This window comes from Ochrobactrum sp. C6C9 (assembly GCF_022627935.1).
Taxonomy (GTDB): Bacteria; Pseudomonadota; Alphaproteobacteria; order Rhizobiales; family Rhizobiaceae; genus Brucella; species Brucella teleogrylli.
In genome coordinates, this window is sequence record NZ_JABXGB010000017.1 from 85,756 (window position 1) to 108,980 (window position 23,225).

Here is a 23,225-nt window from a genome sequence, read left to right on the forward strand (position 1 = left end):
CCGCGTAACAAGGAACAGATGAAATGAACGGTCAAAATATCCGCATTCGCCTTAAGGCGTTTGATCATCGGATCCTTGACGCTTCGACGCGGGAAATCGTGTCGACTGCCAAGCGTACCGGTGCAAATGTGCGCGGACCGATCCCGCTTCCAACACGGATCGAGAAGTTCACGGTAAACCGGTCGCCGCACATCGACAAGAAGAGCCGCGAGCAGTTCGAGATGCGCACGCACAAGCGTCTTCTCGATATCGTTGACCCGACCCCGCAGACTGTTGACGCGCTGATGAAGCTCGATCTGTCCGCCGGTGTCGATGTCGAGATCAAGCTTTAATCGGCTTGAGGACGGAAGGAACGAACCCGATGCGTTCAGGTGTTATTGCACAGAAGCTGGGCATGACCCGCGTCTATAACGACGCCGGCGAGCATGTGCCGGTGACGGTTCTCCGCATGGAGAATTGCCACGTGGTAGCTCAGCGTACAGTTGAAAAGAATGGTTACACGGCTGTTCAGCTTGGCGTTGGTATCGCCAAGGTAAAGAACACGTCCAAGGCTATGCGCGGTCATTTCGCGAAGGCCGAGGTCGAGCCCAAGGCGAAGCTTGCGGAATTCCGCGTTTCTCCGGACAACCTCCTCGAAGTCGGCGCGGAAATCACCGCCGAACACTTCGTCGCCGGCCAGAAGGTCGACGTGACGGGTACTTCGATCGGTAAAGGTTTTGCCGGTGTTATGAAGCGTCACAATTTTGCTGGTCATCGCGCCTCCCACGGTAACTCCATTACCCACCGCGCTCACGGCTCGACCGGTCAGCGTCAAGACCCGGGTAAGGTGTTCAAGGGCAAGAAGATGGCTGGTCATATGGGCCAGACCCGCGTGACCACGCAGAATATTGAAGTTGTCTCGACGGACACTGATCGTGGCCTCATTCTGGTCCGCGGTGCGGTTCCGGGCTCCAAGGGCGCCTGGATCATCGTCCGCGACGCAGTCAAGGTCTCGCTGCCTGAGAACGCGCCGAAGCCGGCCGCTCTGCGTGCAGGTGCCGCCAAGGCTGAAGCCGCCGCGACTGAGGGAGCCGAATAATGGATCTCACGATTACAACTCTTGAAGGCAAGGATGCCGGCAAGGTCAAGCTGAACGAAGATATCTTCGGCCTCGACCCGCGTGACGACATTCTTCAGCGCGTTGTGCGCTGGCAGCTGGCTCGCCGCCAGCAGGGCTCCCATCAGGCTCAGGGCCGTGGCGACGTAAGCCGCACCGGCGCGAAGATGTACAAGCAGAAGGGTACGGGTCGCGCTCGTCACCATTCGGCTCGTGCTCCGCAGTTCCGCGGTGGTGGTCAGGCTCACGGACCAGTTGTCCGTAGCCATGAACACGACCTGCCGAAGAAGGTTCGCGCTCTTGGCCTGCGTCATGCTCTTTCCGCCAAGGCAAAGGCATCCGACCTGATCATCATCGATGATCTGGCGGCTTCCGAAGCCAAGACGAAGCAGCTTGTTTCTCAGTTCGCCAAGCTCGGTCTTGAAAATGCACTGCTCATCGGCGGCGCAGAGATCGACGTGAACTTCCAGCGTGCGGCTTCGAACATCCCGAACATCGACGTTCTGCCAGTGCAGGGCATCAATGTTTACGACATTCTTCGCCGTGGCAAGCTCGTGCTTTCCAAGGCGGCTGTCGAAGCCCTCGAGGAGCGTTTCAAATGACTGATCTTCGCCATTACGACGTGATCGTCAGCCCGGTTATCACCGAGAAGTCTACTCTGGTTTCTGAACACAACCAGGTCGTCTTCAACGTAGCCCGCAAGGCAACGAAGCCGGAAATCAAGGCTGCAGTCGAAGCGCTGTTCGGCGTCAAGGTTACCGCAGTCAACACTGCAGTGCGCAAGGGTAAGGTCAAGCGGTTCCGCGGCATTATCGGGCGCCAGAGCGACGTCAAGAAAGCGATCGTTACTTTGGCTGAAGGCCAGAGCATCGACGTTTCGACCGGTCTCTGAGAGGCCTTGGAGTAAGAAACAATGGCACTCAAGCATTTTAATCCGACCACGCCGAGCCAGCGTCAGCTGGTCATCGTGGATCGCTCGGAACTCTACAAGGGCAAGCCGGTCAAGTCCCTGACCGAAGGTCTGTCCAAGAAGGGTGGCCGTAACAACACCGGTCGTATCACTGTTCGCTTTCAGGGCGGTGGTCACAAGCGTTCGTACCGCTTCATCGATTTCAAGCGTCGCAAGCTTGACGTCGTGGGCACCGTCGAACGCCTGGAATACGATCCGAACCGCACCGCGTTCATCGCGCTGATCCGTTACGAAGACGGCGAACTCGCATACATCCTGGCTCCGCAGCGTCTTGCTGTCGGCGACAAGGTGATTGCTGGTAATTCCGTCGACGTTAAGCCGGGCAACGCAATGCCGCTTGCTTCGATGCCAGTTGGCACGATCGTCCACAACGTCGAACTGAAGCCTGGTAAGGGCGGTCAGATCGCACGTTCGGCTGGCACCTACGCCCAGCTCGTCGGTCGCGACCAGGGCATGGCGATCCTGCGCCTCAACTCTGGTGAACAGCGTCTGGTTTCCGGCGCCTGCTTCGCTTCGGTTGGTGCAGTTTCGAACCCGGATCACGGCAATATCAACGACGGCAAGGCCGGTCGTTCGGTATGGCGTGGCAAGCGTCCGCACGTTCGCGGTGTTGCAATGAACCCGGTCGATCACCCGCATGGTGGTGGTGAAGGTCGTACCTCGGGTGGTCGTCACCCTGTCACTCCGTGGGGCAAGCCTACGAAGGGCAAGAAGACGCGCTCGAACAAGGCGACTGACAAGTTCATCATGCGTTCGCGCCATCAGCGCAAGAAGTAAGAGAGGTAGTCTAAAGTGGCTCGTTCAGTTTGGAAAGGTCCGTTTGTCGACGGCTATCTTCTCAACAAGGCTGAGAAGGTACGCGAAGGCGGTCGTAACGAAGTTATCAAGATGTGGAGCCGCCGCTCCACCATCCTGCCGCAGTTTGTCGGTCTGACTTTCGGCGTCTACAACGGCAACAAGCATGTGCCGGTGTCGATTTCGGAAGAAATGGTCGGACACAAGTTCGGTGAATTCGCGCCTACGCGTACCTACTACGGTCACGGCGCGGACAAGAAGGCAAAGAGGAAGTAACGATGGGCAAGGCCAAGGCTCCCCGCCAGCTTAAGGATAACGAGGCGAAAGCCGTCGCCCGTACGCTCCGCGTCAGCCCGCAGAAGCTTAACCTTGTCGCGAGCATGATTCGCGGCAAGAAAGTGAATGCGGCACTTGCCGATCTGACGTTCTCGCGCAAGCGGATCGCCGATACGGTTAAGAAGACGCTAGAGTCGGCGATTGCAAACGCTGAAAATAATCACGACCTCGACGTCGATGCTTTGATCGTCGCCGAAGCCTATGTGGGCAAGTCGATCGTCATGAAGCGCTTCCACGTCCGTGGCCGTGGCCGCGCGAGCCGTATCGAGAAGCCGTTTTCGCATCTCACCATTGTTGTCCGCGAAGTCGCGGAAAAAGGGGAGGCCGCATAATGGGTCAGAAGATTAATCCGATCGGTCTTCGTCTCGGCATCAACCGCACCTGGGATTCGCGTTGGTACGCAAATACCGGTGAGTACGGCAAGCTGCTGCATGAAGATGTGAAGATCCGCGAGTTCCTCACCGAGGAACTCAAGCAGGCTGCGATTTCGAAGATCGTAATTGAGCGTCCGCACAAGAAGTGCCGCGTGACGATCCACTCGGCTCGTCCGGGCATCATCATCGGCAAGAAGGGTGCAGACATCGAAAAGCTCCGCAAGAAGCTTTCCGAGATGACCAATGCCGATACTTCGCTCAACATCGTTGAAGTTCGCAAGCCGGAAATCGACGCTACGCTGATCGCTCAGTCGATCGCTCAGCAGCTCGAACGCCGTGTGGCATTCCGTCGCGCCATGAAGCGTGCCGTTCAGTCGGCAATGCGTCTTGGAGCCGAAGGTATCCGTATCAACTGCTCGGGTCGTCTGGGTGGTGCGGAAATCGCTCGCATGGAATGGTACCGTGAAGGTCGCGTTCCGCTTCATACTCTGCGCGCCGATATTGACTACGGTACAGCAGAAGCGAAGACCGCTTATGGTATCTGCGGCGTGAAGGTCTGGGTCTTCAAGGGCGAGATCCTTGAACACGATCCGATGGCTTCCGAACGTCGTGCGGTCGAGGGTGACAATCAGGGTTCCTCGTCGAACCGCCGCCGCGAAAACGCTTAAAAAGCGGGCCGCGGGCGAGAAATTTGGAGTAGAGAACAATGATGCAGCCTAAGCGCACCAAGTTCCGCAAGCAGTTCAAGGGCCGTATCCACGGCAACTCGAAAGGCGGCACGGATCTGAATTTCGGTGCTTTCGGTCTGAAGGCTCTCGAGCCGGAACGCGTCACCGCACGTCAGATCGAAGCGGCTCGCCGCGCGATCACCCGTCACATGAAACGTGCCGGTCGCGTGTGGATCCGCATCTTCCCTGACCTGCCGGTAACTTCGAAGCCTACCGAAGTCCGTATGGGTAAAGGTAAGGGTTCGGTTGACTTCTGGGCATGCCGTGTGGCACCAGGTCGCGTGATGTTTGAGCTTGACGGCGTACCCGAAGATGTGGCACGCGAAGCCCTCAGACTCGGCGCAGCAAAGTTGCCGATCAAGACGCGCTTTATCCAGCGCATTGCTGAATAAGGAGAGGCAACGATGAAAGCCGCAGACGTTCGGGCGAAAAGCACCGATCAGATGAACGACGAGTTGGCCGCACTGAAGAAAGAACAGTTCAATCTGCGCTTTCAGAAGGCTACCGGCCAGCTCGAAAAGACCGCGCGCGTGAAGCAGGTTCGCCGCGACATCGCGCGTATTAAGACTATTGCCCGCCAGAAGGCGGCCGAAAGCAAGGCATAAGGAAAAAATATCATGCCTAAACGCGTTCTGCAGGGCGTTGTCGTCAGCGATAAGAACGACAAGACTGTTGTGGTTAAGGTTGAGCGTCGCTATTCGCATCCGCTCCTCCAGAAGACCGTGCGTCAGTCGAAGAAGTACAAGGCGCATGACGAAAACAACCAGTTCAAGGTTGGTGATTCCGTTTCCATTCAGGAATCGGCTCCGATCTCGAAGGACAAACGCTGGGTCGTTCTGACGAACGAAGCAGCGGGCTAAATTACAAACACGCAGCTTAGGTAGGGCAGGAGCCCTTAACCAGCTGAAGGAAAAGAAGGCGGCCAGTCATGATTCAGATGCAAACAAACCTCGACGTGGCGGATAACTCCGGCGCACGTCGTGTCATGTGCATCAAGGTGCTGGGCGGCTCGAAGCGGCGTTATGCTTCCGTTGGCGACATCATTGTGGTGTCGATCAAGGAAGCTATTCCGCGCGGCCGCGTCAAGAAGGGTGACGTGATGAAGGCGGTTGTTGTACGCACCGCCAAGGACATCCGTCGTCCGGACGGCAGCGTAATTCGTTTTGATAACAACGCAGCTGTTCTCATCGATAACAAGAAAGAGCCTATCGGCACGCGTATCTTCGGACCGGTTCCGCGCGAACTTCGCGCAAAGAACCACATGAAGATCATCTCGCTGGCTCCGGAAGTTCTGTAAGGAAGCACAACGATGCAAAAGATTCGCAAAGGCGACAGCGTTGTCGTGCTGTCCGGTAAGGACAAGGGCCGTAAGGGCGAGGTTCTTAAGGTTATGCCTAAGGACGAGCAGGCGCTCGTTCGTGGCATTAATATTGTGAAGCGTCATCAGCGCCAGACCCAGACCCAGGAAGCCGGCATTATCTCCACGGAAGCGCCGATCCACCTGTCCAACCTGGCAATTGCTGATCCCAAGGATGGCAAGCCGACCCGCGTCGGTTTCCGCGTTGAGGACGGCAAGAAGGTTCGTGTCGCAAAACGTTCTGGAGCGCTGATCGATGGCTGAAGCTAAGGCACTTCCACGCTTCAAGAAGCTTTATCAGGATAATATCCGTAAAGCGCTCCTTGAAGAGTTCAAATACGACAACGAGATGCAGATTCCACGCATCACGAAGGTTGTCCTCAATATGGGCGTTGGCGAAGCCACCGGCGATTCGAAGAAGCCTTCGGTTGCCGCTGAAGACCTCAGCCAGATTGCCGGCCAGAAGGCCGTCATCACACGCGCCCGTAACTCGATCGCAACCTTCAAGTTGCGTGAAGGCATGCCGATTGGCACGAAGGTTACCCTTCGCCAGGACCGCATGTATGAATTCCTTGATCGTCTGGTGACGATCGCTCTTCCTCGCGTTCGCGACTTCCGCGGCCTGAACCCGAAGAGCTTCGACGGACGTGGCAACTACGCCATGGGCATCAAGGAGCACATCGTGTTCCCCGAAATCAACTACGATAAGGTTGATCAGATCTGGGGCATGGACATCATCGTTTGCACGACCGCCAAGACGGATGATGAAGCGCGCTCTCTTCTGCGTGCATTCAACTTCCCGTTTCGGCAGTAACGGCAAGCGTAGCGAGGTATAGATAACATGGCCAAGACTAGCGCAGTCGAAAAAAACAAGCGCCGCGAAAAGTTGGTTAAGCGTCATGCTGAAAAGCGTGCACGTCTGAAGGCGATCGTAATGGATCAGGGCCTTCCGCTGGAGGAGCGCTTCCGCGCCACTATCCGGCTTGCCGAACTGCCGCGCAATTCGTCGAAGGTTCGTATTCGCAATCGTTGCGAAGTATCGGGCCGTCCGCGTGGTTATTACCGTAAACTGAAGATGTCGCGTATTGCGCTGCGTCAGTTGGGTTCGCTCGGACAGATTCCGGGCGTCGTCAAGTCGAGCTGGTAAGGAGTAGCATATGTCTGTGTCAGATCCTCTCGGCGATATGCTGACCCGTATCCGCAACGCAGTAGGCCGCAAGAAGACCAAGGTTACGACCCCGGCTTCGAAGCTGCGCGCTCGCGTTCTCGATGTTCTTCAGTCTGAAGGTTACATCCGCGGATACTCGCAGAGCGAATTCGTGAACGGCAAGGCCGAGATCGAAATCGAGCTGAAGTATTATGAAGGTGTTCCGGTTATCCGTGAGATCAGCCGCGTATCGAAGCCTGGCCGTCGCGTTTATGTGTCGGTCAAGTCGATCCCGCAGGTTGCAAACGGCCTCGGCATCTCGATCCTCTCCACGCCGAAGGGCGTAATGGCGGATCATGAAGCCCGTGAACAAAACGTTGGTGGTGAGCTGCTCTGCCGCATCTTCTGATGCGGTTGACAGCGAACAGATAAAAGACAGGTATTAAAATGTCTCGTATCGGTAAAAAACCCGTGCCGGTCCCGGCAGGCGTGACCGCCAGTGTTGATGGGCAGATCGTCAAGGCCAAGGGCGCGAAGGGTGAACTCTCCTTCGTCGTGCACGATGAAGTTCTGGTCAAGATGGAAGACGGCGCTATCAGCGTCGATCCGCGCGACCAGTCGAAGGAAGCTCGTTCGAAGTGGGGCATGTCCCGCACGATGATCTCCAACATTTTTGTTGGCGTGAAGGACGGCTTCGAGAAGAAGCTCGAAATCAGCGGCGTCGGTTACCGCGCTGCCATGCAGGGCAAGAACCTGCAGCTTTCTCTCGGCTTCAGCCATGAAGTGGTCTATGACGTGCCTGCTGGCATCACTGTTGCCGTGCCGAAGCCGACGGAAATCGTCGTCACCGGTATCGACAAGCAGCAGGTCGGTCAGGTCGCGGCTGAGATCCGCGAATATCGCGGCCCCGAGCCTTACAAGGGCAAGGGCGTCAAGTATGCTGGCGAGAAGATCGTCCGCAAAGAAGGCAAGAAGAAGTAAGGGAAGCGCGTCATGGCATCGCCAAAAGAAACTTTGCAGCGTCGCGCTGCTCGCGTGCGCCGTCAGCTCAAGTCTGCCGCCAACGGCCGACCACGCCTCAGCGTACACCGCTCTTCGAAGAACATCTACGCCCAGATCATCGACGACGTCCGCGGCGTTACGCTTGCGGCCGCTTCGACCCTCGATGGCGACCTCAAGGGCAAGCTCAAGACCGGCGCAGACCAGGCAGCAGCAGCTGCCGTTGGCAAGCTGGTTGCTGAGCGCGCCGTCAAGGCTGGCGTTAAGGACGTAGTGTTCGACCGTGGTGCATTTATTTTCCACGGCCGCGTGAAGGCTCTCGCCGAAGCTGCCCGCGAAAGCGGCCTCAGCTTCTAATAGAAGTTTGTGCTTCCGGAAAAGAAAAAAGGAAATCAGGATATGGCACAGAGAGAACGTAACCGCGAAGACCGCGGTCGCGAGGAGCGCGACAGCGAGTTCGTTGACAAGCTCGTTCACATCAATCGCGTAGCCAAGGTCGTCAAGGGCGGCCGTCGCTTCGGTTTTGCTGCTCTCGTCGTCGTTGGCGATCAGAAGGGCCGCGTAGGCTTCGGTCATGGCAAGGCACGTGAAGTGCCGGAAGCTATCCGTAAGGCTACCGAAGCTGCCAAGCGCGACATGATCTTCGTTCCGCTGCGTTCGGGTCGTACTCTGCATCATGACGTCGAAGGCCGTCACGGTGCTGGCAAGGTTCTGCTCCGTGCAGCTCCTGCCGGTAAGGGTATCATCGCCGGTGGTCCGATGCGTGCAGTGTTCGAAACGCTCGGCGTTCAGGACGTTGTCGCCAAGTCGCTCGGTTCGTCGAACCCATACAACATGGTTCGCGCGACGTTTGATGCTCTCAAGCATCAGATGCATCCGAAGGATATCGCGGCACAGCGCGGCATCAAGTACTCGACCCTTCAGGCTCGCCGCCATGATGTGGTCGGTTCGGAAGAATAGCCGATAGTTTGTGTTAGTCCGGGGTCTGACAGTTTCTGCAAGAATTTGCATTCGACACTGAAACAGGCCACCGGATACGCCATAGACAAAGGATTTGAGTGATGGCTGAGAAGAAGGGTAAGACGGTTACGGTCGAACAGATCGGAAGCCCTATCCGTCGTCCAGCCGAACAGCGTGCAACGCTGATCGGCCTCGGACTTAATAAAATGCACCGCCGCCGCACGCTGGAGGATACTCCTTCGGTTCGTGGCATGATCGCCAAGGTTCAGCATCTCGTCCGCATCGTGGACGAGGCCTGATAACGCAGGGGATAGAGACATGAAACTCAACGATCTGCGTGACAAGCCAGGTTCCGTCAAGGCGCGCAAGCGCGTTGGCCGTGGTATCGGCTCGGGCACAGGTAAAACCGCTGGCCGCGGCGTCAAGGGTCAGAAGTCCCGTTCGGGCGTCTCGATCAATGGCTTCGAAGGCGGCCAGATGCCAATCTACCGTCGTCTGCCGAAGCGCGGCTTCACCAACATCTTTGCAAAGAGCTTCAACGTTGTGTCGCTCGGCCGTGTTCAGGCCGCTATCGACGCCGGCAAGCTGGACGCCAAGGCTGTTGTGAACCTCGAAGCGCTGAAGGCTGCTGGTGTGATTCGTCGCGCCAAGGACGGCGTTCGCATTCTTTCGGATGGCGAACTGAAGGCAAAGGTAACCTTTGAGGTTGCTGGCGCTTCCAAGTCGGCAGTCGAGAAGATCGAAAAGGCTGGCGGTAGCATTAAGCTTCCTGAAGTAGCAGCTGCCGAATAAGGCTTCTGCATCAAAATTATAAGCGGCGGCCCAGGGCAATTCCGGGAAAGATGCAGTGCATTTTTCCATTTGGAACTGCGATAAAAACTGGGCCGCCGCTTGCACATTTATGCCAATGCGCATATCTGGGTTGGGTCTTCTTGTCCGGAAGGACGCGGGTTGATTAAACGCGTGTCGATGGGAGTAGGGGACCGGAGACTTTTCACCGGAGAAATTTAATGGCATCGGCTGCTGAACAGCTAGTTTCCAATCTCAATTTCTCGGCTTTCTCGAAAGCTGATGAACTCAAGAAGCGCATCTGGTTCACACTGGGCGCTTTGCTCGTATATCGGTTCGGCACCTATATTCCGCTTCCGGGAATCAATCCTGACGCTCTTGCGCAGGCTTTCCAGCAGCATAGTCAGGGTGTACTCGGACTTTTCAACATGTTCGCCGGTGGCGCCGTTGGTCGTATGGCCATTTTCGCGCTCGGCATCATGCCTTACATCTCGGCTTCCATCATCGTGCAGCTCATGACGTCGGTTGTTCCGTCGCTTGAAGCGCTGAAGAAGGAAGGCGAGGCGGGTCGCAAGATCATCAATCAGTATACGCGTTACGGCACCGTGCTTCTGGCGCTTGTGCAGGCCTATGCCATTTCGGTGGGCTTGCAGTCGGGTAACGGCATTGTCATGAATCCGGGGCCGTTCTTCATCGTTTCATCGGTGATTACGCTCGTTGGCGGCACCATGTTCCTGATGTGGCTCGGTGAGCAGATCACGGCACGCGGTATCGGCAACGGTATCTCGCTCATCATCTTCTCCGGTATCGTCGCGAACCTTCCGCATGCCATTTCCGGCACGCTGGAACTGGGCCGTACCGGCGCTCTGTCGACGGGCCTCATTCTGGGCGTCATCGTGCTCGCAATCGCCTTGATTGCGGTCATCGTGTTCGTCGAGCGCGCTCAGCGCCGTCTTCTGATCCAGTATCCGAAGCGTCAGGTTGGCAACCGTATGTTCCAGGGCGACACGTCGCATCTGCCGCTGAAGCTCAATACTGCAGGCGTCATTCCGCCGATCTTCGCATCGTCGCTGTTGCTTCTGCCCGCGACCGTTGCTGGCTTTGCCAACACGACGGAAATGCCTGCCTGGGCTACCACGGTTCTCAACGCATTGGGCCATGGACAGCCGCTTTACATGCTGTTCTACGCTGGCTTGATGGCGTTCTTCTGCTTCTTCTACACGGCCATCGTGTTCAATCCCAAGGACACGGCTGACCAGCTCAAGAAGCATTCCGGCTTCATCCCGGGCATTCGCCCCGGTGAGCGGACTGCGGAATATATAGACTATGTGTTGACCCGCATCACGGTTGTCGGCGCCATCTATATTATGCTTGTCTGTCTTCTGCCGGAATTCCTGATTTCCGCGACCGGCGTGCCGTTCTATCTTGGCGGTACATCGCTGCTAATTGTCGTGAGCGTTACGCTCGATACGGTTGCGCAAGTTCAGGGACATCTTATCGCCCATCAGTATGAAGGGCTGATCAAGAAGTCCAAACTCAGAGGTGGGAAACGCAATAAATGAGACTGATACTTCTTGGGCCGCCCGGAGCAGGTAAGGGGACGCAGGCTGGACTTCTTACCAAGAAGCATGGAATTCCGCAGCTTTCGACTGGCGATATGCTGCGTTCGGCAGTCGCTCAGCAGAGCGAAGTCGGAAAGCGCGCCAAGGCGGTCATGGATGCCGGTCAGCTGGTTTCCGACGAGATCGTCAACCAGATCGTGTCGGAGCGCATCGACGCTCCGGATTGCGCGAACGGTTTCATTCTCGACGGCTACCCGCGTACGGTTCCGCAAGCTGAAGCTCTCGGCGGAATGCTCGCAAACAAAGGCCTGAAGCTCGATGCAGTCATCGAGTTGAAGGTTGATGAGAATGCCCTGGTCAAGCGGATGGAGAGCCGCGTGGCCGAAACGATCGCCAAGGGCGGTCAGGTGCGTTCGGACGACAATCCGGAAGCTTTCCGCAAGCGTCTGATCGAGTATCGCGAAAAGACCGCGCCGCTTTCGAGCTATTACGCCGGAACCGGTGAACTGCGTGTCCTCAACGGCATGGCGCCGGTTGAAGAAGTGACTGCCGAAATCGAGAGAATTCTCGTTCCGGCGTGAAGGCTTGGACGAACGCATCGGCCCAAAAATCGGGATCGTTTTTTGGAAAGCACGATGCGCAGATTCAAACACGGGCAGAAAAGCGGTTAGCGTTTTCTGCCCGTTTATTGCTTCCAGAAGTCGATTCGATTGTCTGTAAGGCCGGTTTAACGGCTTTACGAACGTTTAAGAGTTGACTTTTTCGGGCGATTCCGTCAAAGACTGCGCCACTTCATTTGGTTTTGAATGGCAGGTAGCGGCGGAAATCGAAAAGAGGCCGATACCGGTCATTTTATGCTGTCTGGGGGATTAGTCTTTCAGGCGGAAGTGATTAACATTAAGGAGAACAGACGTGGCACGTATCGCTGGCGTCAACATCCCGACGAACAAGCGCGTTGTTATTGCGCTTCAGTACATCCACGGGATTGGACCGAAATTTGCTCGGGAAATCGTAACGAAGGTTGGCATTGCCGACGAACGTCGCGTTAACCAGCTGACGGATGCTGAAGTCCTTCAGATCCGCGAAGCAATCGATGCTGACTACCAGGTCGAAGGTGACCTGCGTCGTGAAGTTTCGATGAACATCAAGCGCCTGATGGACCTGGGTTGCTACCGCGGCCTGCGTCATCGTCGTTCGCTGCCGGTTCGCGGCCAGCGCACGCATACCAACGCACGCACCCGTAAGGGTCCGGCGAAGGCTATCGCAGGCAAGAAGAAGTAATTTCGACGGAACGTTTCGTTCCGTCGGGCCTTTCCGGTGCGCCGGTTGGGTTTGATACTGGTCCTTTCGTGAGGACCGGTGTAGCCGCTGGAATTACGGCGGTGTAGAGATCGATTGAAAGGACTATCATGGCCAAGGAAGCCACGCGCGTTCGCCGTCGCGAGCGTAAAAACATCTCGTCGGGCGTTGCCCACGTAAATTCGACGTTCAACAACACCATGATCACCATCACGGACGCTCAGGGCAATGCGATTGCCTGGTCTTCCGCAGGTGCTCAGGGTTTCAAGGGTTCGCGTAAGTCGACCCCGTTTGCCGCACAGATCGCTGCCGAAGATTGCGCCAAGAAGGCTCAGGAACACGGCATGCGCTCCCTCGAAGTCGAGGTTTGCGGACCGGGTTCTGGCCGTGAATCCGCGCTGCGCGCCCTTCAGGCTGCCGGCTTTGTGATCACGTCGATCCGCGATGTTACGCCGATCCCGCACAACGGTTGCCGTCCGCGCAAGAAGCGCCGGGTCTAATCCTCGTTCACATGCCGCACGAACCCTGGAGCAATTCAGGGTTCCTCTGCGGTTTCTACACTTGATCGCTACGATAGGATGGTAGCGACGATTGATAGAGGGATACTTACATGATCCAGAAGAACTGGCAGGAACTGATCAAGCCGAACAAGGTGGAATTTATCACCCACGGCTCCCGCACGCATGCAACCGTCGTTGCTGAACCGCTAGAACGCGGTTTCGGTCTGACGCTCGGCAATGCTCTGCGTCGCGTGCTTCTGTCGTCGCTGCGCGGCGCTGCCGTGACCGCCGTACAGATCGACGGCGTTCTGCATGAATTCTCTTCTATTCCGGGCGTCCGCGAAGACGTTACGGATATCGTTCTGAACGTCAAGGAAATCGCCATCCGTATGGAAGGTGAGGGCCCGAAGCGCATGGTCGTCCGCAAGGAAGGCCCAGGCGTCGTTACGGCTGGCGACATTCAGACTGTCGGCGATGTCGAAATCCTGAACCCGGATCACGTCATCTGCACGCTGGATGAAGGCGCTGAAATCCGCATGGAATTCACTGTCAACACCGGCAAGGGCTATGTGCCTGCCGACCGCAACCGTGCGGAAGATGCTCCGATTGGGCTTATCCCGGTCGACAGCCTGTATTCCCCGGTTCGCAAGGTGTCGTACAAGATCGAGAACACCCGTGAAGGCCAGGTTCTCGATTATGACAAGCTGACGCTGAACATCGAGACCAACGGTTCGGTCACGGGTGAAGACGCAGTGGCTTATGCTGCTCGTATTCTCCAGGACCAGCTGGCGATCTTCGTCAACTTCGAAGAGCCTCAGAAGGAAGCTCCGCAGGAACAGGTTGCGGAACTCGCTTTCAACCCGGCTCTGCTCAAGAAGGTGGACGAGCTCGAGCTGTCTGTCCGTTCGGCAAACTGCCTGAAGAACGACAACATCGTCTACATCGGCGATCTGATCCAGAAGACGGAAGCCGAGATGCTGCGGACTCCGAATTTCGGCCGCAAGTCGCTCAACGAGATCAAGGAAGTTCTCGCGTCGATGGGTCTCCATCTTGGTATGGAAATCCCGTCCTGGCCGCCTGAAAATATCGAAGATCTCGCAAAGCGCTACGAAGACCAATACTAAGCATTTCCAGCGAAAGTGCGAAGCGGTTTCGCGCGGGATAATGCTTGAATTAAAGACCAGCATTTCCAGCGAAAGTGCGAAGCGGTTTCGCGTCGGACAATGCGTTAATCGAAAATAAGACCGGCATATCCCGGTACGTTACGAATTAAAGGAGAAGGCCATGCGCCACGGTAATGGACAGCGTAAGCTGAACCGCACTGCCTCGCATCGCAAGGCAATGTTCGCCAACATGGCGGCTTCGCTCATCGAGCACGAACAGATTGTGACCACGCTTCCGAAAGCCAAGGAAATCCGTCCAATCGTTGAAAAGCTTGTCACGCTCGGCAAGCGCGGCGATCTGCATGCACGCCGTCAGGCTATCTCGGCTATCCGCGACGTTAAGGTCGTGGCTAAGCTGTTCGATACGCTGGCTACGCGCTATGCAACCCGCAACGGCGGCTACATCCGCATCATGAAGGCTGGCTTCCGCGCTGGCGACAACGCGCCTCTGGCCGTTGTTGAATTCGTGGAACGCGATGTCGATGCAAAGGGCAAGGCTGACCGCGCCCGCGTCGAAGCTCAAGCTGCTGCTGAAGCCGACGCTGCGTAATTCACGCTGATAAAGATTTAAAAAGGGCCGCCTTGTGCGGCCCTTTTTATTTGCGCTGCTGCTTGCATATGCGGCCACACGTTGATGTGACGGAAAATTGCACCGGCTTTTTGCATGTGGTCACAATGTGGCCCTTTATCCTTGGCCTCACTTCATTACATATGGACAACGAGCCCCGTATTCCTCCATTGGGAGTTGAACGGGAAGGCTGGGAAAGCGCGGAGTTTGTGCATGAATTGGCGACGTTTCGGAATCACGGGCATCATTCTGGCATCGATTGGCATGGCAGGACTGCCAGCCATAGCGCAGGATGCGCCAGCACCGGCAAAGCAGATACCGCTCAGCCGGGCTGATATGCAGCTTTCCTTCGCCCCTTTGGTCAAGGAAACCACACCCGCCGTTGTCAATGTCTACGCTGCGCGACAGGTGCAGGCTCAGGCGCAGTCGCCATTTGCGGGCGATCCCTTCTTTGAGCAGTTCTTCGGCAGGCAGTTTCGCGACACCAAGCCCCGCATCCAGCAGTCACTCGGCTCCGGCGTTATTGTCGATGCGTCGGGCATCGTCGTGACCAATAATCACGTCATCAAGGACGCGGACGAAATCAAGGTCGCGCTGTCCGATGGCCGGGAATTCGAAAGCAAGCTTCTGCTGCGCGATGAGACCACAGATCTGGCCGTCTTGAAAATCGAATCCAAGGAGAAATTTCCGGTCCTGTCGTTGGGTAATTCTGACGAAGTGGAAGTGGGCGATCTTGTGCTTGCTGTCGGCAACCCGTTTGGCGTCGGTCAGACCGTGACGAGCGGCATCGTCTCGGCGCAATCGCGCACGCAGGTCGGTATTTCCGACTTCGATTTCTTTATTCAGACAGATGCTGCGATCAATCCCGGCAATTCCGGCGGTGCTCTGGTGGATATGCGCGGGCGGCTGATCGGGATCAATACGGCGATCTATTCGCGTTCCGGCGGTTCTGTCGGCATTGGCTTCGCCATTCCGTCTAATATGGTGCGCGCTGTGATTCAGGCCGCGCAAAGCGGCAGCACCAGCTTCGAACGCCCTTATATCGGTGCGACCTTTCAGGGCGTGACGGCGGATATAGCCGAAGGCCTCGGCATGGAGAAGCCTTATGGCGCCCTGATTACGGCGGTTGCCAAAGGCGGACCGGCTGAAGCCGCAGGCTTGAAGGTTGGCGATGTGGTGCTTTCCGTGCAGGGTACGCGCATCGATAATCAGGATGTGCTCGGCTATCGTCTTTCGACCGCCGGCATCGACAGCACGGTGTCCATTGCGATCCTGCGTGGTGGCGAAAATCTGACCCTGCCGGTCAAGCTGACCAAAGCACCCGAGGTGAAGCAAACCGCGCCTTTGGTTATTGAGGGTGATAACCCATTTGCCGGTGCCGCTGTGCAGGAGCTGACGCCGTCCACTGCCGCAAAATTGCGCCTGAAGCGCGATGCAAACGGCGTGGCGGTGATGGATGTTTATTCCGGCTCGCCAGCCGCACGGCTGGGCTTACGCCCCGGCGATATCATTCGCAACCTGAATGGCAATGTGATCCGCAGCGTAACCGATCTTTCTTCGGTCCTGAATGCGGGCCGCGGTCTGGCATGGCGTATGGAAATCGAACGCAACGGCACGCTCCTGCGCCAGTTCGTTCGATAAACCGGCTACAGAAAGTTGCATGCCGCTTCAGGTAAGCTTATGCCTTCATGTCTGATCCAAAAGTCGCCATGCCGGGCTGCAAATGGCAATTTCTGCGCTTACCTAGGCTCACGTACCCTAATGTACGCTGCGCTCCGGTTCTCGAAATCACCATTTTCCCCACGGCCTGCCGCTTTTTGATTTAGACACTGAAGCGGCATTTATTTTTCGACAGAGTCATCGAATGAGCGATCTTTTTTCATCGGCGTCAGACCCGAATGCGGACCGTAATCGTCCGCTGGCCGACCGTCTGCGTCCGAAGCATCTGTCTGAGGTCACCGGTCAGGAACATCTGACCGGGCCGGAAGGCGTGTTGACGCGCATGATCGCATCCGGTTCGCTCGGTTCGATGATTTTCTGGGGGCCGCCCGGAACCGGTAAAACCACCGTTGCCCGACTGCTGGCTGGCGAAACCGATCTTGCCTTCGAGCAGATTTCTGCAATCTTTTCCGGTGTTGCCGATCTCAAGAAAGTTTTTGAGACGGCCCGCGCGCGGCGCATGTCCGGGCGGCAGACCTTGCTGTTTGTCGACGAAATTCATCGCTTCAATCGTGCGCAGCAAGATTCCTTCCTGCCGGTGATGGAAGACGGCACCGTCATCCTGATTGGCGCGACCACCGAAAATCCATCATTCGAACTCAATGCCGCTCTTTTGTCGCGCGCGCGGGTGCTGACCTTTCATCCGCATGACGCGGAGAGTATTGCGACGCTGCTGATCCGCGCCGAAGAGCAGGAAGGCCGTCCGCTGCCGCTGGATGAGGAGGCGAGGGCGAGCCTTATCCGTATGGCCGACGGGGATGGCCGTGCTGCATTGACGCTGGCCGAGGAAATCTGGCGTGCCGCAAGGCCAGACGAGGTCTTTACGGTAGAAAAACTTCAGGACGTGGTGCAGCGTCGTGCGCCGGTCTACGACAAGAGCCAGGACGGGCATTACAATCTGATCTCGGCGCTGCATAAATCGGTGCGCGGGTCTGATCCCGACGCGGCGCTTTATTATCTGTCGCGCATGTTCGATGCAGGGGAAGACCCGCTTTATCTCGGGCGGCGCCTGGTGCGTATGGCGGTTGAAGATATCGGGCTGGCAGATCCGCAGGCGCTCGTCATCTGCAACGCGGCCAAGGATGCCTATGACTATCTGGGTTCGCCGGAAGGTGAACTGGCGCTGGCGCAGGCCTGCGTTTATCTGGCAACCGCACCAAAGTCGAATGCCGTTTACTTGGCTTATAAAGCTGCGATGCGCGCAGCCAAGGAAAATGGCTCTCTGGTGCCGCCAAAGCATATTTTGAACGCTCCTACCAAGCTGATGAAGAACGAGGGCTATGGCGACGGTTACGCCTATGACCACGATCAGCCTGATGCTTTTTCGGGTCAGGATTATTTCCCCGAAAGTCTCGGACGGCAGAAATTCTATGATCCGCCGGAGCGCGGCTTTGAACGCGATATCCGCAAACGGCTCGACTATTGGGCACGTCTGCGCCAGGAGCGTCAGGGCAGGAACCGATAGGCCTGCCCGCTTGTCGCTCAATGCAATAGTGCAGCATGCCGTACAGGATTGCCGTGATCGTAATCGCAAAGGCTGGGTGCCAGCCCCGATAGTACGAATAGGCAAGCAGGCGCCCCTGATCATGCCGCGAAACAACACTTCTCCCGCAAAGGCGACGAAGACGAGATTGTTGACGGCCCAGATCCCCAAATAGGGCATGATCTTCGGGTCGAACTTCATATAGCCGATCGCCAAGGCGAGAGGAATCACGGTTATAAGGCAACCACTCAACATCATTCCGATGATGTTGAGTGTTCTGGCCGTTCCCGCCGCGCAGTCCGGTTAATAGGACGTTTACTTTTACATTTTATCAATCTTTATAATTTGACGAGGTTTCCCATGATGCGCGTTTTGTGTCTCGTAGCGCTCGTGATCCTTGGAGGCTGTGCGACCGCCCCGCGGCAGGTCAGCAATGTATGCGCAGTCTTCGATCAGCGTGACGGTTGGTTTAACAATTGGCAGAGTGCCGCCACGCGCGTTTCGCGTGAATTCGGCGTGCCGGTTCCGGTTTTGATGGCGACGATCTATACGGAATCGGGCTTCCAGCCCTATGCACGACCGCCCCGCACGAAGATTCTCTGGATCATTCCATGGAAGCGCGCATCCAGCGCCTATGGCTATTCGCAAGCGCTCGACGGGACCTGGGATCGCTACAAGCGGGAGACTGGGCGCTGGACCGCTTCGCGCACCAATTTTGCCGACGCTATCCATTTCATCGGCTGGTATCACTATCAAAGCTATCAGAAGAACGGCATCAACCGCGCGGATGCGTATAGCCTCTATCTGGCTTATTACAGCGGCCATGGCGGCTATGCGCGTGGGGCCTGGCGTGGGAATGCGACGGCGCTCAATGGCGCGAAGAGGGCCCAGGCCATGGCCAATCGTTATGCGGCACAGTTGCGTTCCTGTGGCGGGATTAGCTAAAAGGTGAGGACGGGGGATTCAAATACGAAATTTGGAACACCGTCCGGCCTTAATCGCAACTATCATGCGCGCGGAATCGCAAATTGAGGATGACCTTTGCATGTTGAAAAAAATCGGTATCGGCCTGATTGGAGCCACCTTGCTGGCGGGCTGCACCACTGACCCTTATACGGGCGAACAGAAGATGTCGAACACGGCGGGCGGTGCTGCTATCGGCGCTGCCGTCGGCGCTTTGGGTGGCCTCATGGTTGGCGGTTCCAGCCGTGCACAGCGCAACGCCGTGCTGATCGGCGCAGGTATTGGCGCGCTCGGTGGCGGCGCTATCGGCAACTATATGGATCGCCAGGAAAATGAGCTGCGCGCGCAGCTTCAGGGCACCGGCGTATCCGTGACGCGTAACGGCGATCAGATCATCCTGAACATGCCGTCGAGCATCACCTTCGATACGGATCAGGATCAGGTGAAGAGCCAGTTCTATCCGACGCTGAACTCGGTGGCCATCGTGCTGCGCAAGTTCAACCAGACCCTGGTTGACGTCCTGGGTCACACCGACTCGACGGGTAGCGCCAGCCATAATCAGGATTTGTCGCAGCGTCGTGCCGGATCGGTGGCAAGCTATCTCGGTTCGCAGGGCATCGACCCACGCCGCTTTGCGATCATCGGTTATGGCGCAAGCCAGCCGGTCGCGACCAATGCGACGCCTGAAGGTCGTGCTCAGAACCGTCGCGTTGAAATTCAAATTTCACCGCTGCGGGGCGCAAGCTAACCCTTGGGCAGACAGAATCGGGCCGCTGTGGTCCCATCTAACGAACGCAGTTCCTCGCGAGAGGGCTGCGTTTTTCTATGTTCGGGCCGAATCGTTGCTCCGCCGAAAGTGGCGGAGCTGCTTAAAGCGTGGATAGGCTTTTTATTTTACGTCTCTCTAATTATAGAGAACAATAATGGAACAAAATAGTAATATTGTTTTATTTCAGACTGTTAGCCTTATTGCCAAACGAGAACAAAACAGATACAAATAGATATTGGCGATGAGCCTGCCGGGCTTCTAGCGGGACAAGAGGATGGTGTAAGATGTCTCAGAATTCATTGCGACTTGTTGAGGATAATTCAGTGGACAAGACTAAGGCACTTGATGCGGCGCTGTCACAGATCGAAAGAGCGTTCGGCAAAGGCTCGATCATGCGCCTGGGTCAGAACGACAAGGTGGTCGAGATCGAAACCGTATCGACCGGCTCGCTCTCTCTGGACATCGCGCTGGGTGTAGGCGGCTTGCCCAAGGGCCGCATCGTCGAAATTTACGGGCCGGAAAGCTCCGGTAAGACCACGCTCGCGCTACACACCATTGCTGAAGCGCAGAAGAAGGGCGGCATCTGCGCATTCGTTGACGCTGAACATGCGCTCGACCCTGTCTATGCACGTAAGCTTGGCGTGGATTTGGAAAACCTGCTGATCTCGCAGCCGGACACCGGCGAGCAGGCGCTTGAAATTACCGACACGCTCGTGCGTTCCGGTGCCATTGATGTTCTCGTCGTGGACTCCGTTGCAGCGCTGACGCCGCGTGCGGAAATCGAAGGCGAGATGGGCGATTCGCTCCCCGGTCTCCAGGCCCGTCTGATGAGCCAGGCGCTGCGCAAGCTCACCGCTTCGATCTCGCGTTCGAATTGCATGGTCATCTTCATCAACCAGATCCGTATGAAGATCGGCGTCATGTTCGGTTCGCCTGAAACGACTACCGGCGGTAATGCACTGAAGTTCTACGCTTCGGTTCGTCTCGATATCCGTCGCATCGGTTCCATCAAGGAGCGCGATGAGGTTGTCGGCAACCAGACCCGCGTGAAGGTTGTGAAGAACAAGCTTGCTCCTCCCTTCAAGCAGGTTGAGTTCGACATCATGTATGGCGCCGGTGTTTCCAAGACGGGCGAACTGGTCGATCTTGGCGTGAAAGCCGGTGTGGTCGAAAAGTCCGGCGCTTGGTTCTCCTATAATTCGCAGCGTCTCGGTCAGGGCCGTGAAAACGCGAAGCTTTACCTCAAGGAGAATCCTGAAGTAGCGCGCGAAATCGAAACGACGCTTCGCCAGAATGCCGGTTTGATCGCGGAACAGTTCCTTGAAGATGGCGGCCCGGAAGAAGATAGCGGGTCCGACGCTGCGGAGATGTAATCTCCGCTGTTGGTTCGGTTCGAACCTCAAGTTCCGCTTGAAAGTTGGAGGCCCTGTGCTGTTGCGCAGGGCTTCACTTTTTTCAGTCGCAGCTTGATAGGGATTCAACCGCACCGGCAAAAGCTGGTTTCAGGTGCTGAATTTGCCTTTATGGCGCACGCTGCTTATCTGGACAGAAAAGCAGCACATCGTTAAAAGCGGTCAACCGAAGAACTCCACTTCACGTCTTTGTAACGCGGGGAGGGAGTAATGCCTGCGGTTTCCGTTATTTAATGCGGTTTGCAGGTGCAAAAGACAATCGATGCTGCCTGTTAACAGGCTGCATCAATGCAGGGCAGGAAAAGCCCAAGGGTGAATTATGGCTGGCGTCAACGAGATTAGGTCCACATTCCTCGATTACTTCCGCAAGAACGGACATGAAATCGTTCCGTCGAGTCCGCTCGTGCCGCGCAACGATCCGACGCTCATGTTCACCAATGCGGGCATGGTGCAGTTCAAGAACGTTTTTACCGGGCTGGAACATCGCGCCTATAATCGCGCAACCACCTCGCAGAAATGCGTGCGCGCCGGCGGCAAGCATAACGATCTCGACAATGTCGGCTACACTGCGCGTCACCACACTTTCTTTGAAATGCTGGGCAATTTCTCGTTCGGCGATTATTTCAAGGAAGACGCTATCAGCTTCGCCTGGAACCTGATCACCAAGGAATTCGGTCTGCCGAAGGACAAGCTCCTCGTCACCGTCTATCATACGGATGAGGATGCGGCGAATTACTGGAAGAAGATCGCCGGCCTGAGCGATGACCGTATCATCCGTATTGCCACCAGCGACAATTTCTGGGCGATGGGCGATACCGGCCCGTGTGGCCCTTGCTCGGAAATCTTCTTTGATCACGGCGATCATATCTGGGGTGGACCTCCCGGATCGCCAGACGAAGACGGCGACCGTTTCATCGAAATCTGGAATCTCGTTTTCATGCAGTTCGAGCAGGTGACGCCCGAGCAGCGCATCGATTTGCCGCGTCCTTCGATCGATACCGGCATGGGTCTGGAACGCGTAGCCGCCGTGCTACAGGGCGTGCATGACAATTACGACATCGACCTGTTCAAGGCGCTGATCCGCGCATCGGAAGAAGCGACAGGCGTCAAGGCTGAGGGGGATTTCCGTGCCAGCCATCGCGTTATTGCTGACCATCTGCGCGCTTCGAGCTTCCTGATTGCCGATGGCGTTTTGCCGTCGAATGAAGGTCGCGGCTACGTGCTGCGCCGCATCATGCGCCGCGCCATGCGTCATGCCCAGCTTCTGGGTGCCAAGGAACCGTTGATGTGGCGTCTGCTGCCTGCGCTCATTCGGGAAATGGGTCAGGCCTATCCGGAACTGATCCGCGCCGAAGCGCTTATTTCCGAAACATTGAAGCTGGAAGAAACCCGTTTCCGCAAGACACTGGAACGCGGTCTCGGCCTCTTGTCCGACGCCTCCGAAAAGCTGGTCGAAGGCGACCGCCTCGACGGTGAAACGGCTTTCAAGCTTTACGACACTTATGGCTTTCCGCTCGATCTGACACAGGATGCACTGCGCCAGCGTGGTATTACTGTCGATACCGACGGCTTCTCCACTGCCATGGAACGCCAGAAGGCAGAAGCGCGCGCCAATTGGGCCGGTTCGGGCGAAGCCGCAACCGAAACGATCTGGTTCGGTATCAAGGACAAGGTCGGCGCGACAGAGTTCCTGGGTTATGAAACCGAAAGCGCTGAGGGCGTTATCGCCGCCCTGGTGCGCGACGGCTCGGAAGTGCAGTCGGCGTCCGAAGGCGAGACCGTATCGGTCGTGGTCAACCAGACGCCGTTCTATGGTGAATCCGGCGGCCAGCAGGGCGATACCGGAACGATTTCCGGCGAAGGTTTTGTCATTACCATCAAGGACACGCAGAAAAAGGGCGAAGGCGTCTTCGTTCATATCGGCGAAGTGACCAAGGGCACTGCGAAAACCGGCGAAGCCGTCGAATTGAAGGTCGATTCGGATCGTCGCACGCGCATTCGCTCTAATCACTCGGCAACCCATCTTCTGCATGAAGCGCTGCGCGAAACGCTGGGCAGCCATGTGGCGCAGAAGGGTTCGCTCGTTGCGCCTGATCGCCTGCGCTTTGACTTCTCGCATCCGAAGCCGATTTCGGCTGAGGAGCTGGCCAAGGTTGAAAACATGGCCAATGAGATCATTCTCCAGAACGCGCCGGTTTCCACCCGCCTGATGGCTGTGGACGATGCAATTGCTGAG

Annotated in this window: 33 protein-coding genes; all 33 read left to right on the top strand. The window is 56.8% G+C overall.

Going from position 1 to position 23,225, the window contains the following annotated elements:
* Positions 1–23: 23 nt before the first annotated feature.
* Complete coding sequence (rpsJ, locus tag HWD97_RS14935; protein ID WP_002964363.1) at positions 24–332, top strand: 30S ribosomal protein S10; 309 nt, start codon at positions 24–26, stop codon at positions 330–332.
* Between the two features lie 29 nt (positions 333–361).
* The gene (gene rplC / locus HWD97_RS14940; RefSeq protein WP_109369228.1) at positions 362–1,078 is read left to right on the top strand and encodes a 50S ribosomal protein L3; all 717 of its coding nucleotides are present in this window, start codon (positions 362–364) and stop codon (positions 1,076–1,078) included.
* On the top strand, positions 1,078–1,698 hold the full coding sequence (rplD, locus tag HWD97_RS14945) for a 50S ribosomal protein L4 (protein WP_078340772.1): 621 nt from the start codon (positions 1,078–1,080) through the stop codon (positions 1,696–1,698). The genes rplC and rplD overlap by 1 nt, the downstream gene beginning before the upstream one ends.
* Positions 1,695–1,988, top strand: a complete 294-nt coding sequence (locus tag HWD97_RS14950; RefSeq protein ID WP_078340773.1) for a 50S ribosomal protein L23 — start codon at positions 1,695–1,697, stop codon at positions 1,986–1,988. The genes rplD and HWD97_RS14950 overlap by 4 nt, the downstream gene beginning before the upstream one ends.
* A gap of 21 nt (positions 1,989–2,009) precedes the next feature.
* The gene (gene rplB, locus HWD97_RS14955; RefSeq protein ID WP_109369227.1) at positions 2,010–2,843 is read left to right on the top strand and encodes a 50S ribosomal protein L2; all 834 of its coding nucleotides are present in this window, start codon (positions 2,010–2,012) and stop codon (positions 2,841–2,843) included.
* A gap of 15 nt (positions 2,844–2,858) precedes the next feature.
* Positions 2,859–3,137, top strand: coding sequence for a 30S ribosomal protein S19 (gene rpsS / locus HWD97_RS14960; protein WP_109369226.1), 279 nt, complete (start codon positions 2,859–2,861; stop codon positions 3,135–3,137).
* A gap of 2 nt (positions 3,138–3,139) precedes the next feature.
* A complete protein-coding gene (rplV, locus tag HWD97_RS14965) occupies positions 3,140–3,529 on the top strand; it encodes a 50S ribosomal protein L22 (protein ID WP_109369225.1) in 390 nt (129 codons plus the stop codon).
* The gene (gene rpsC / locus HWD97_RS14970; RefSeq protein WP_006467024.1) at positions 3,529–4,239 is read left to right on the top strand and encodes a 30S ribosomal protein S3; all 711 of its coding nucleotides are present in this window, start codon (positions 3,529–3,531) and stop codon (positions 4,237–4,239) included. Before rplV ends, rpsC begins: the two co-directional genes overlap by 1 nt.
* Before the next feature lie 38 nt (positions 4,240–4,277).
* Positions 4,278–4,691, top strand: coding sequence for a 50S ribosomal protein L16 (rplP, locus tag HWD97_RS14975; RefSeq protein WP_109369224.1), 414 nt, complete (start codon positions 4,278–4,280; stop codon positions 4,689–4,691).
* Positions 4,692–4,703: 12 nt separating this feature from the next.
* Positions 4,704–4,904 (top strand): 50S ribosomal protein L29, encoded by a 201-nt coding sequence (rpmC, locus tag HWD97_RS14980; RefSeq protein WP_078340776.1) that lies wholly within the window; start codon positions 4,704–4,706, stop codon positions 4,902–4,904.
* A 12-nt stretch (positions 4,905–4,916) separates the two neighbouring features.
* Positions 4,917–5,159, top strand: a complete 243-nt coding sequence (rpsQ, locus tag HWD97_RS14985; RefSeq protein ID WP_109369223.1) for a 30S ribosomal protein S17 — start codon at positions 4,917–4,919, stop codon at positions 5,157–5,159.
* Positions 5,160–5,227: 68 nt separating this feature from the next.
* Complete coding sequence (gene rplN, locus HWD97_RS14990; RefSeq protein ID WP_004683923.1) at positions 5,228–5,596, top strand: 50S ribosomal protein L14; 369 nt, start codon at positions 5,228–5,230, stop codon at positions 5,594–5,596.
* A gap of 12 nt (positions 5,597–5,608) precedes the next feature.
* A complete protein-coding gene (gene rplX, locus HWD97_RS14995) occupies positions 5,609–5,920 on the top strand; it encodes a 50S ribosomal protein L24 (protein ID WP_371835169.1) in 312 nt (103 codons plus the stop codon).
* A complete protein-coding gene (gene rplE / locus HWD97_RS15000; RefSeq protein ID WP_109369222.1) occupies positions 5,913–6,470 on the top strand; it encodes a 50S ribosomal protein L5 in 558 nt (185 codons plus the stop codon). Before rplX ends, rplE begins: the two co-directional genes overlap by 8 nt.
* A gap of 27 nt (positions 6,471–6,497) precedes the next feature.
* A complete protein-coding gene (rpsN, locus tag HWD97_RS15005) occupies positions 6,498–6,803 on the top strand; it encodes a 30S ribosomal protein S14 (protein WP_109369221.1) in 306 nt (101 codons plus the stop codon).
* Positions 6,804–6,813: 10 nt separating this feature from the next.
* The gene (gene rpsH, locus HWD97_RS15010) at positions 6,814–7,212 is read left to right on the top strand and encodes a 30S ribosomal protein S8 (RefSeq protein WP_078340781.1); all 399 of its coding nucleotides are present in this window, start codon (positions 6,814–6,816) and stop codon (positions 7,210–7,212) included.
* Positions 7,213–7,250: 38 nt separating this feature from the next.
* The gene (gene rplF, locus HWD97_RS15015; protein ID WP_109369220.1) at positions 7,251–7,784 is read left to right on the top strand and encodes a 50S ribosomal protein L6; all 534 of its coding nucleotides are present in this window, start codon (positions 7,251–7,253) and stop codon (positions 7,782–7,784) included.
* Between the two features lie 12 nt (positions 7,785–7,796).
* Positions 7,797–8,159, top strand: a complete 363-nt coding sequence (gene rplR / locus HWD97_RS15020; protein ID WP_078340783.1) for a 50S ribosomal protein L18 — start codon at positions 7,797–7,799, stop codon at positions 8,157–8,159.
* A 42-nt stretch (positions 8,160–8,201) separates the two neighbouring features.
* Positions 8,202–8,762: a 30S ribosomal protein S5 gene (rpsE, locus tag HWD97_RS15025; RefSeq protein WP_006467009.1), complete on the top strand. Its 561-nt coding sequence runs from the start codon at positions 8,202–8,204 to the stop codon at positions 8,760–8,762.
* Positions 8,763–8,863: 101 nt separating this feature from the next.
* A complete protein-coding gene (rpmD, locus tag HWD97_RS15030; RefSeq protein ID WP_078340784.1) occupies positions 8,864–9,061 on the top strand; it encodes a 50S ribosomal protein L30 in 198 nt (65 codons plus the stop codon).
* A 19-nt stretch (positions 9,062–9,080) separates the two neighbouring features.
* Positions 9,081–9,554, top strand: coding sequence for a 50S ribosomal protein L15 (rplO, locus tag HWD97_RS15035; RefSeq protein WP_109369219.1), 474 nt, complete (start codon positions 9,081–9,083; stop codon positions 9,552–9,554).
* 218 nt (positions 9,555–9,772) lie between these two features.
* On the top strand, positions 9,773–11,113 hold the full coding sequence (gene secY, locus HWD97_RS15040; protein WP_109369218.1) for a preprotein translocase subunit SecY: 1,341 nt from the start codon (positions 9,773–9,775) through the stop codon (positions 11,111–11,113).
* Positions 11,110–11,694, top strand: a complete 585-nt coding sequence (locus HWD97_RS15045; RefSeq protein ID WP_109369217.1) for an adenylate kinase — start codon at positions 11,110–11,112, stop codon at positions 11,692–11,694. The genes secY and HWD97_RS15045 overlap by 4 nt, the downstream gene beginning before the upstream one ends.
* Positions 11,695–12,025: 331 nt before the next feature.
* Positions 12,026–12,394 carry a 30S ribosomal protein S13 gene (rpsM, locus tag HWD97_RS15050; protein WP_109369216.1) on the top strand — a complete coding sequence of 123 codons (369 nt, stop codon included), beginning with the start codon at positions 12,026–12,028 and terminating at the stop codon, positions 12,392–12,394.
* Between the two features lie 128 nt (positions 12,395–12,522).
* Positions 12,523–12,912, top strand: coding sequence for a 30S ribosomal protein S11 (gene rpsK, locus HWD97_RS15055; RefSeq protein ID WP_002964339.1), 390 nt, complete (start codon positions 12,523–12,525; stop codon positions 12,910–12,912).
* 110 nt (positions 12,913–13,022) lie between these two features.
* Positions 13,023–14,036, top strand: coding sequence for a DNA-directed RNA polymerase subunit alpha (locus HWD97_RS15060; RefSeq protein ID WP_109369215.1), 1,014 nt, complete (start codon positions 13,023–13,025; stop codon positions 14,034–14,036).
* 160 nt (positions 14,037–14,196) lie between these two features.
* On the top strand, positions 14,197–14,625 hold the full coding sequence (rplQ, locus tag HWD97_RS15065) for a 50S ribosomal protein L17 (protein ID WP_109369214.1): 429 nt from the start codon (positions 14,197–14,199) through the stop codon (positions 14,623–14,625).
* 231 nt (positions 14,626–14,856) lie between these two features.
* The gene (locus tag HWD97_RS15070; RefSeq protein ID WP_121536274.1) at positions 14,857–16,284 is read left to right on the top strand and encodes a DegQ family serine endoprotease; all 1,428 of its coding nucleotides are present in this window, start codon (positions 14,857–14,859) and stop codon (positions 16,282–16,284) included.
* A 223-nt stretch (positions 16,285–16,507) separates the two neighbouring features.
* Positions 16,508–17,827, top strand: coding sequence for a replication-associated recombination protein A (locus HWD97_RS15075; RefSeq protein WP_109369212.1), 1,320 nt, complete (start codon positions 16,508–16,510; stop codon positions 17,825–17,827).
* A 378-nt stretch (positions 17,828–18,205) separates the two neighbouring features.
* On the top strand, positions 18,206–18,790 hold the full coding sequence (locus tag HWD97_RS15080) for a transglycosylase SLT domain-containing protein (RefSeq protein ID WP_121536272.1): 585 nt from the start codon (positions 18,206–18,208) through the stop codon (positions 18,788–18,790).
* Positions 18,791–18,890: 100 nt separating this feature from the next.
* Entirely contained in the window at positions 18,891–19,556 is a 666-nt protein-coding gene (locus HWD97_RS15085) for an OmpA family protein (protein ID WP_109370251.1), read from the top strand.
* 305 nt (positions 19,557–19,861) lie between these two features.
* On the top strand, positions 19,862–20,950 hold the full coding sequence (gene recA / locus HWD97_RS15090) for a recombinase RecA (protein ID WP_109369210.1): 1,089 nt from the start codon (positions 19,862–19,864) through the stop codon (positions 20,948–20,950).
* 358 nt (positions 20,951–21,308) lie between these two features.
* The coding region (gene alaS / locus HWD97_RS15095; RefSeq protein WP_371835170.1) for an alanine--tRNA ligase at positions 21,309–23,225 on the top strand (1,917 nt) is incomplete at its 3' end.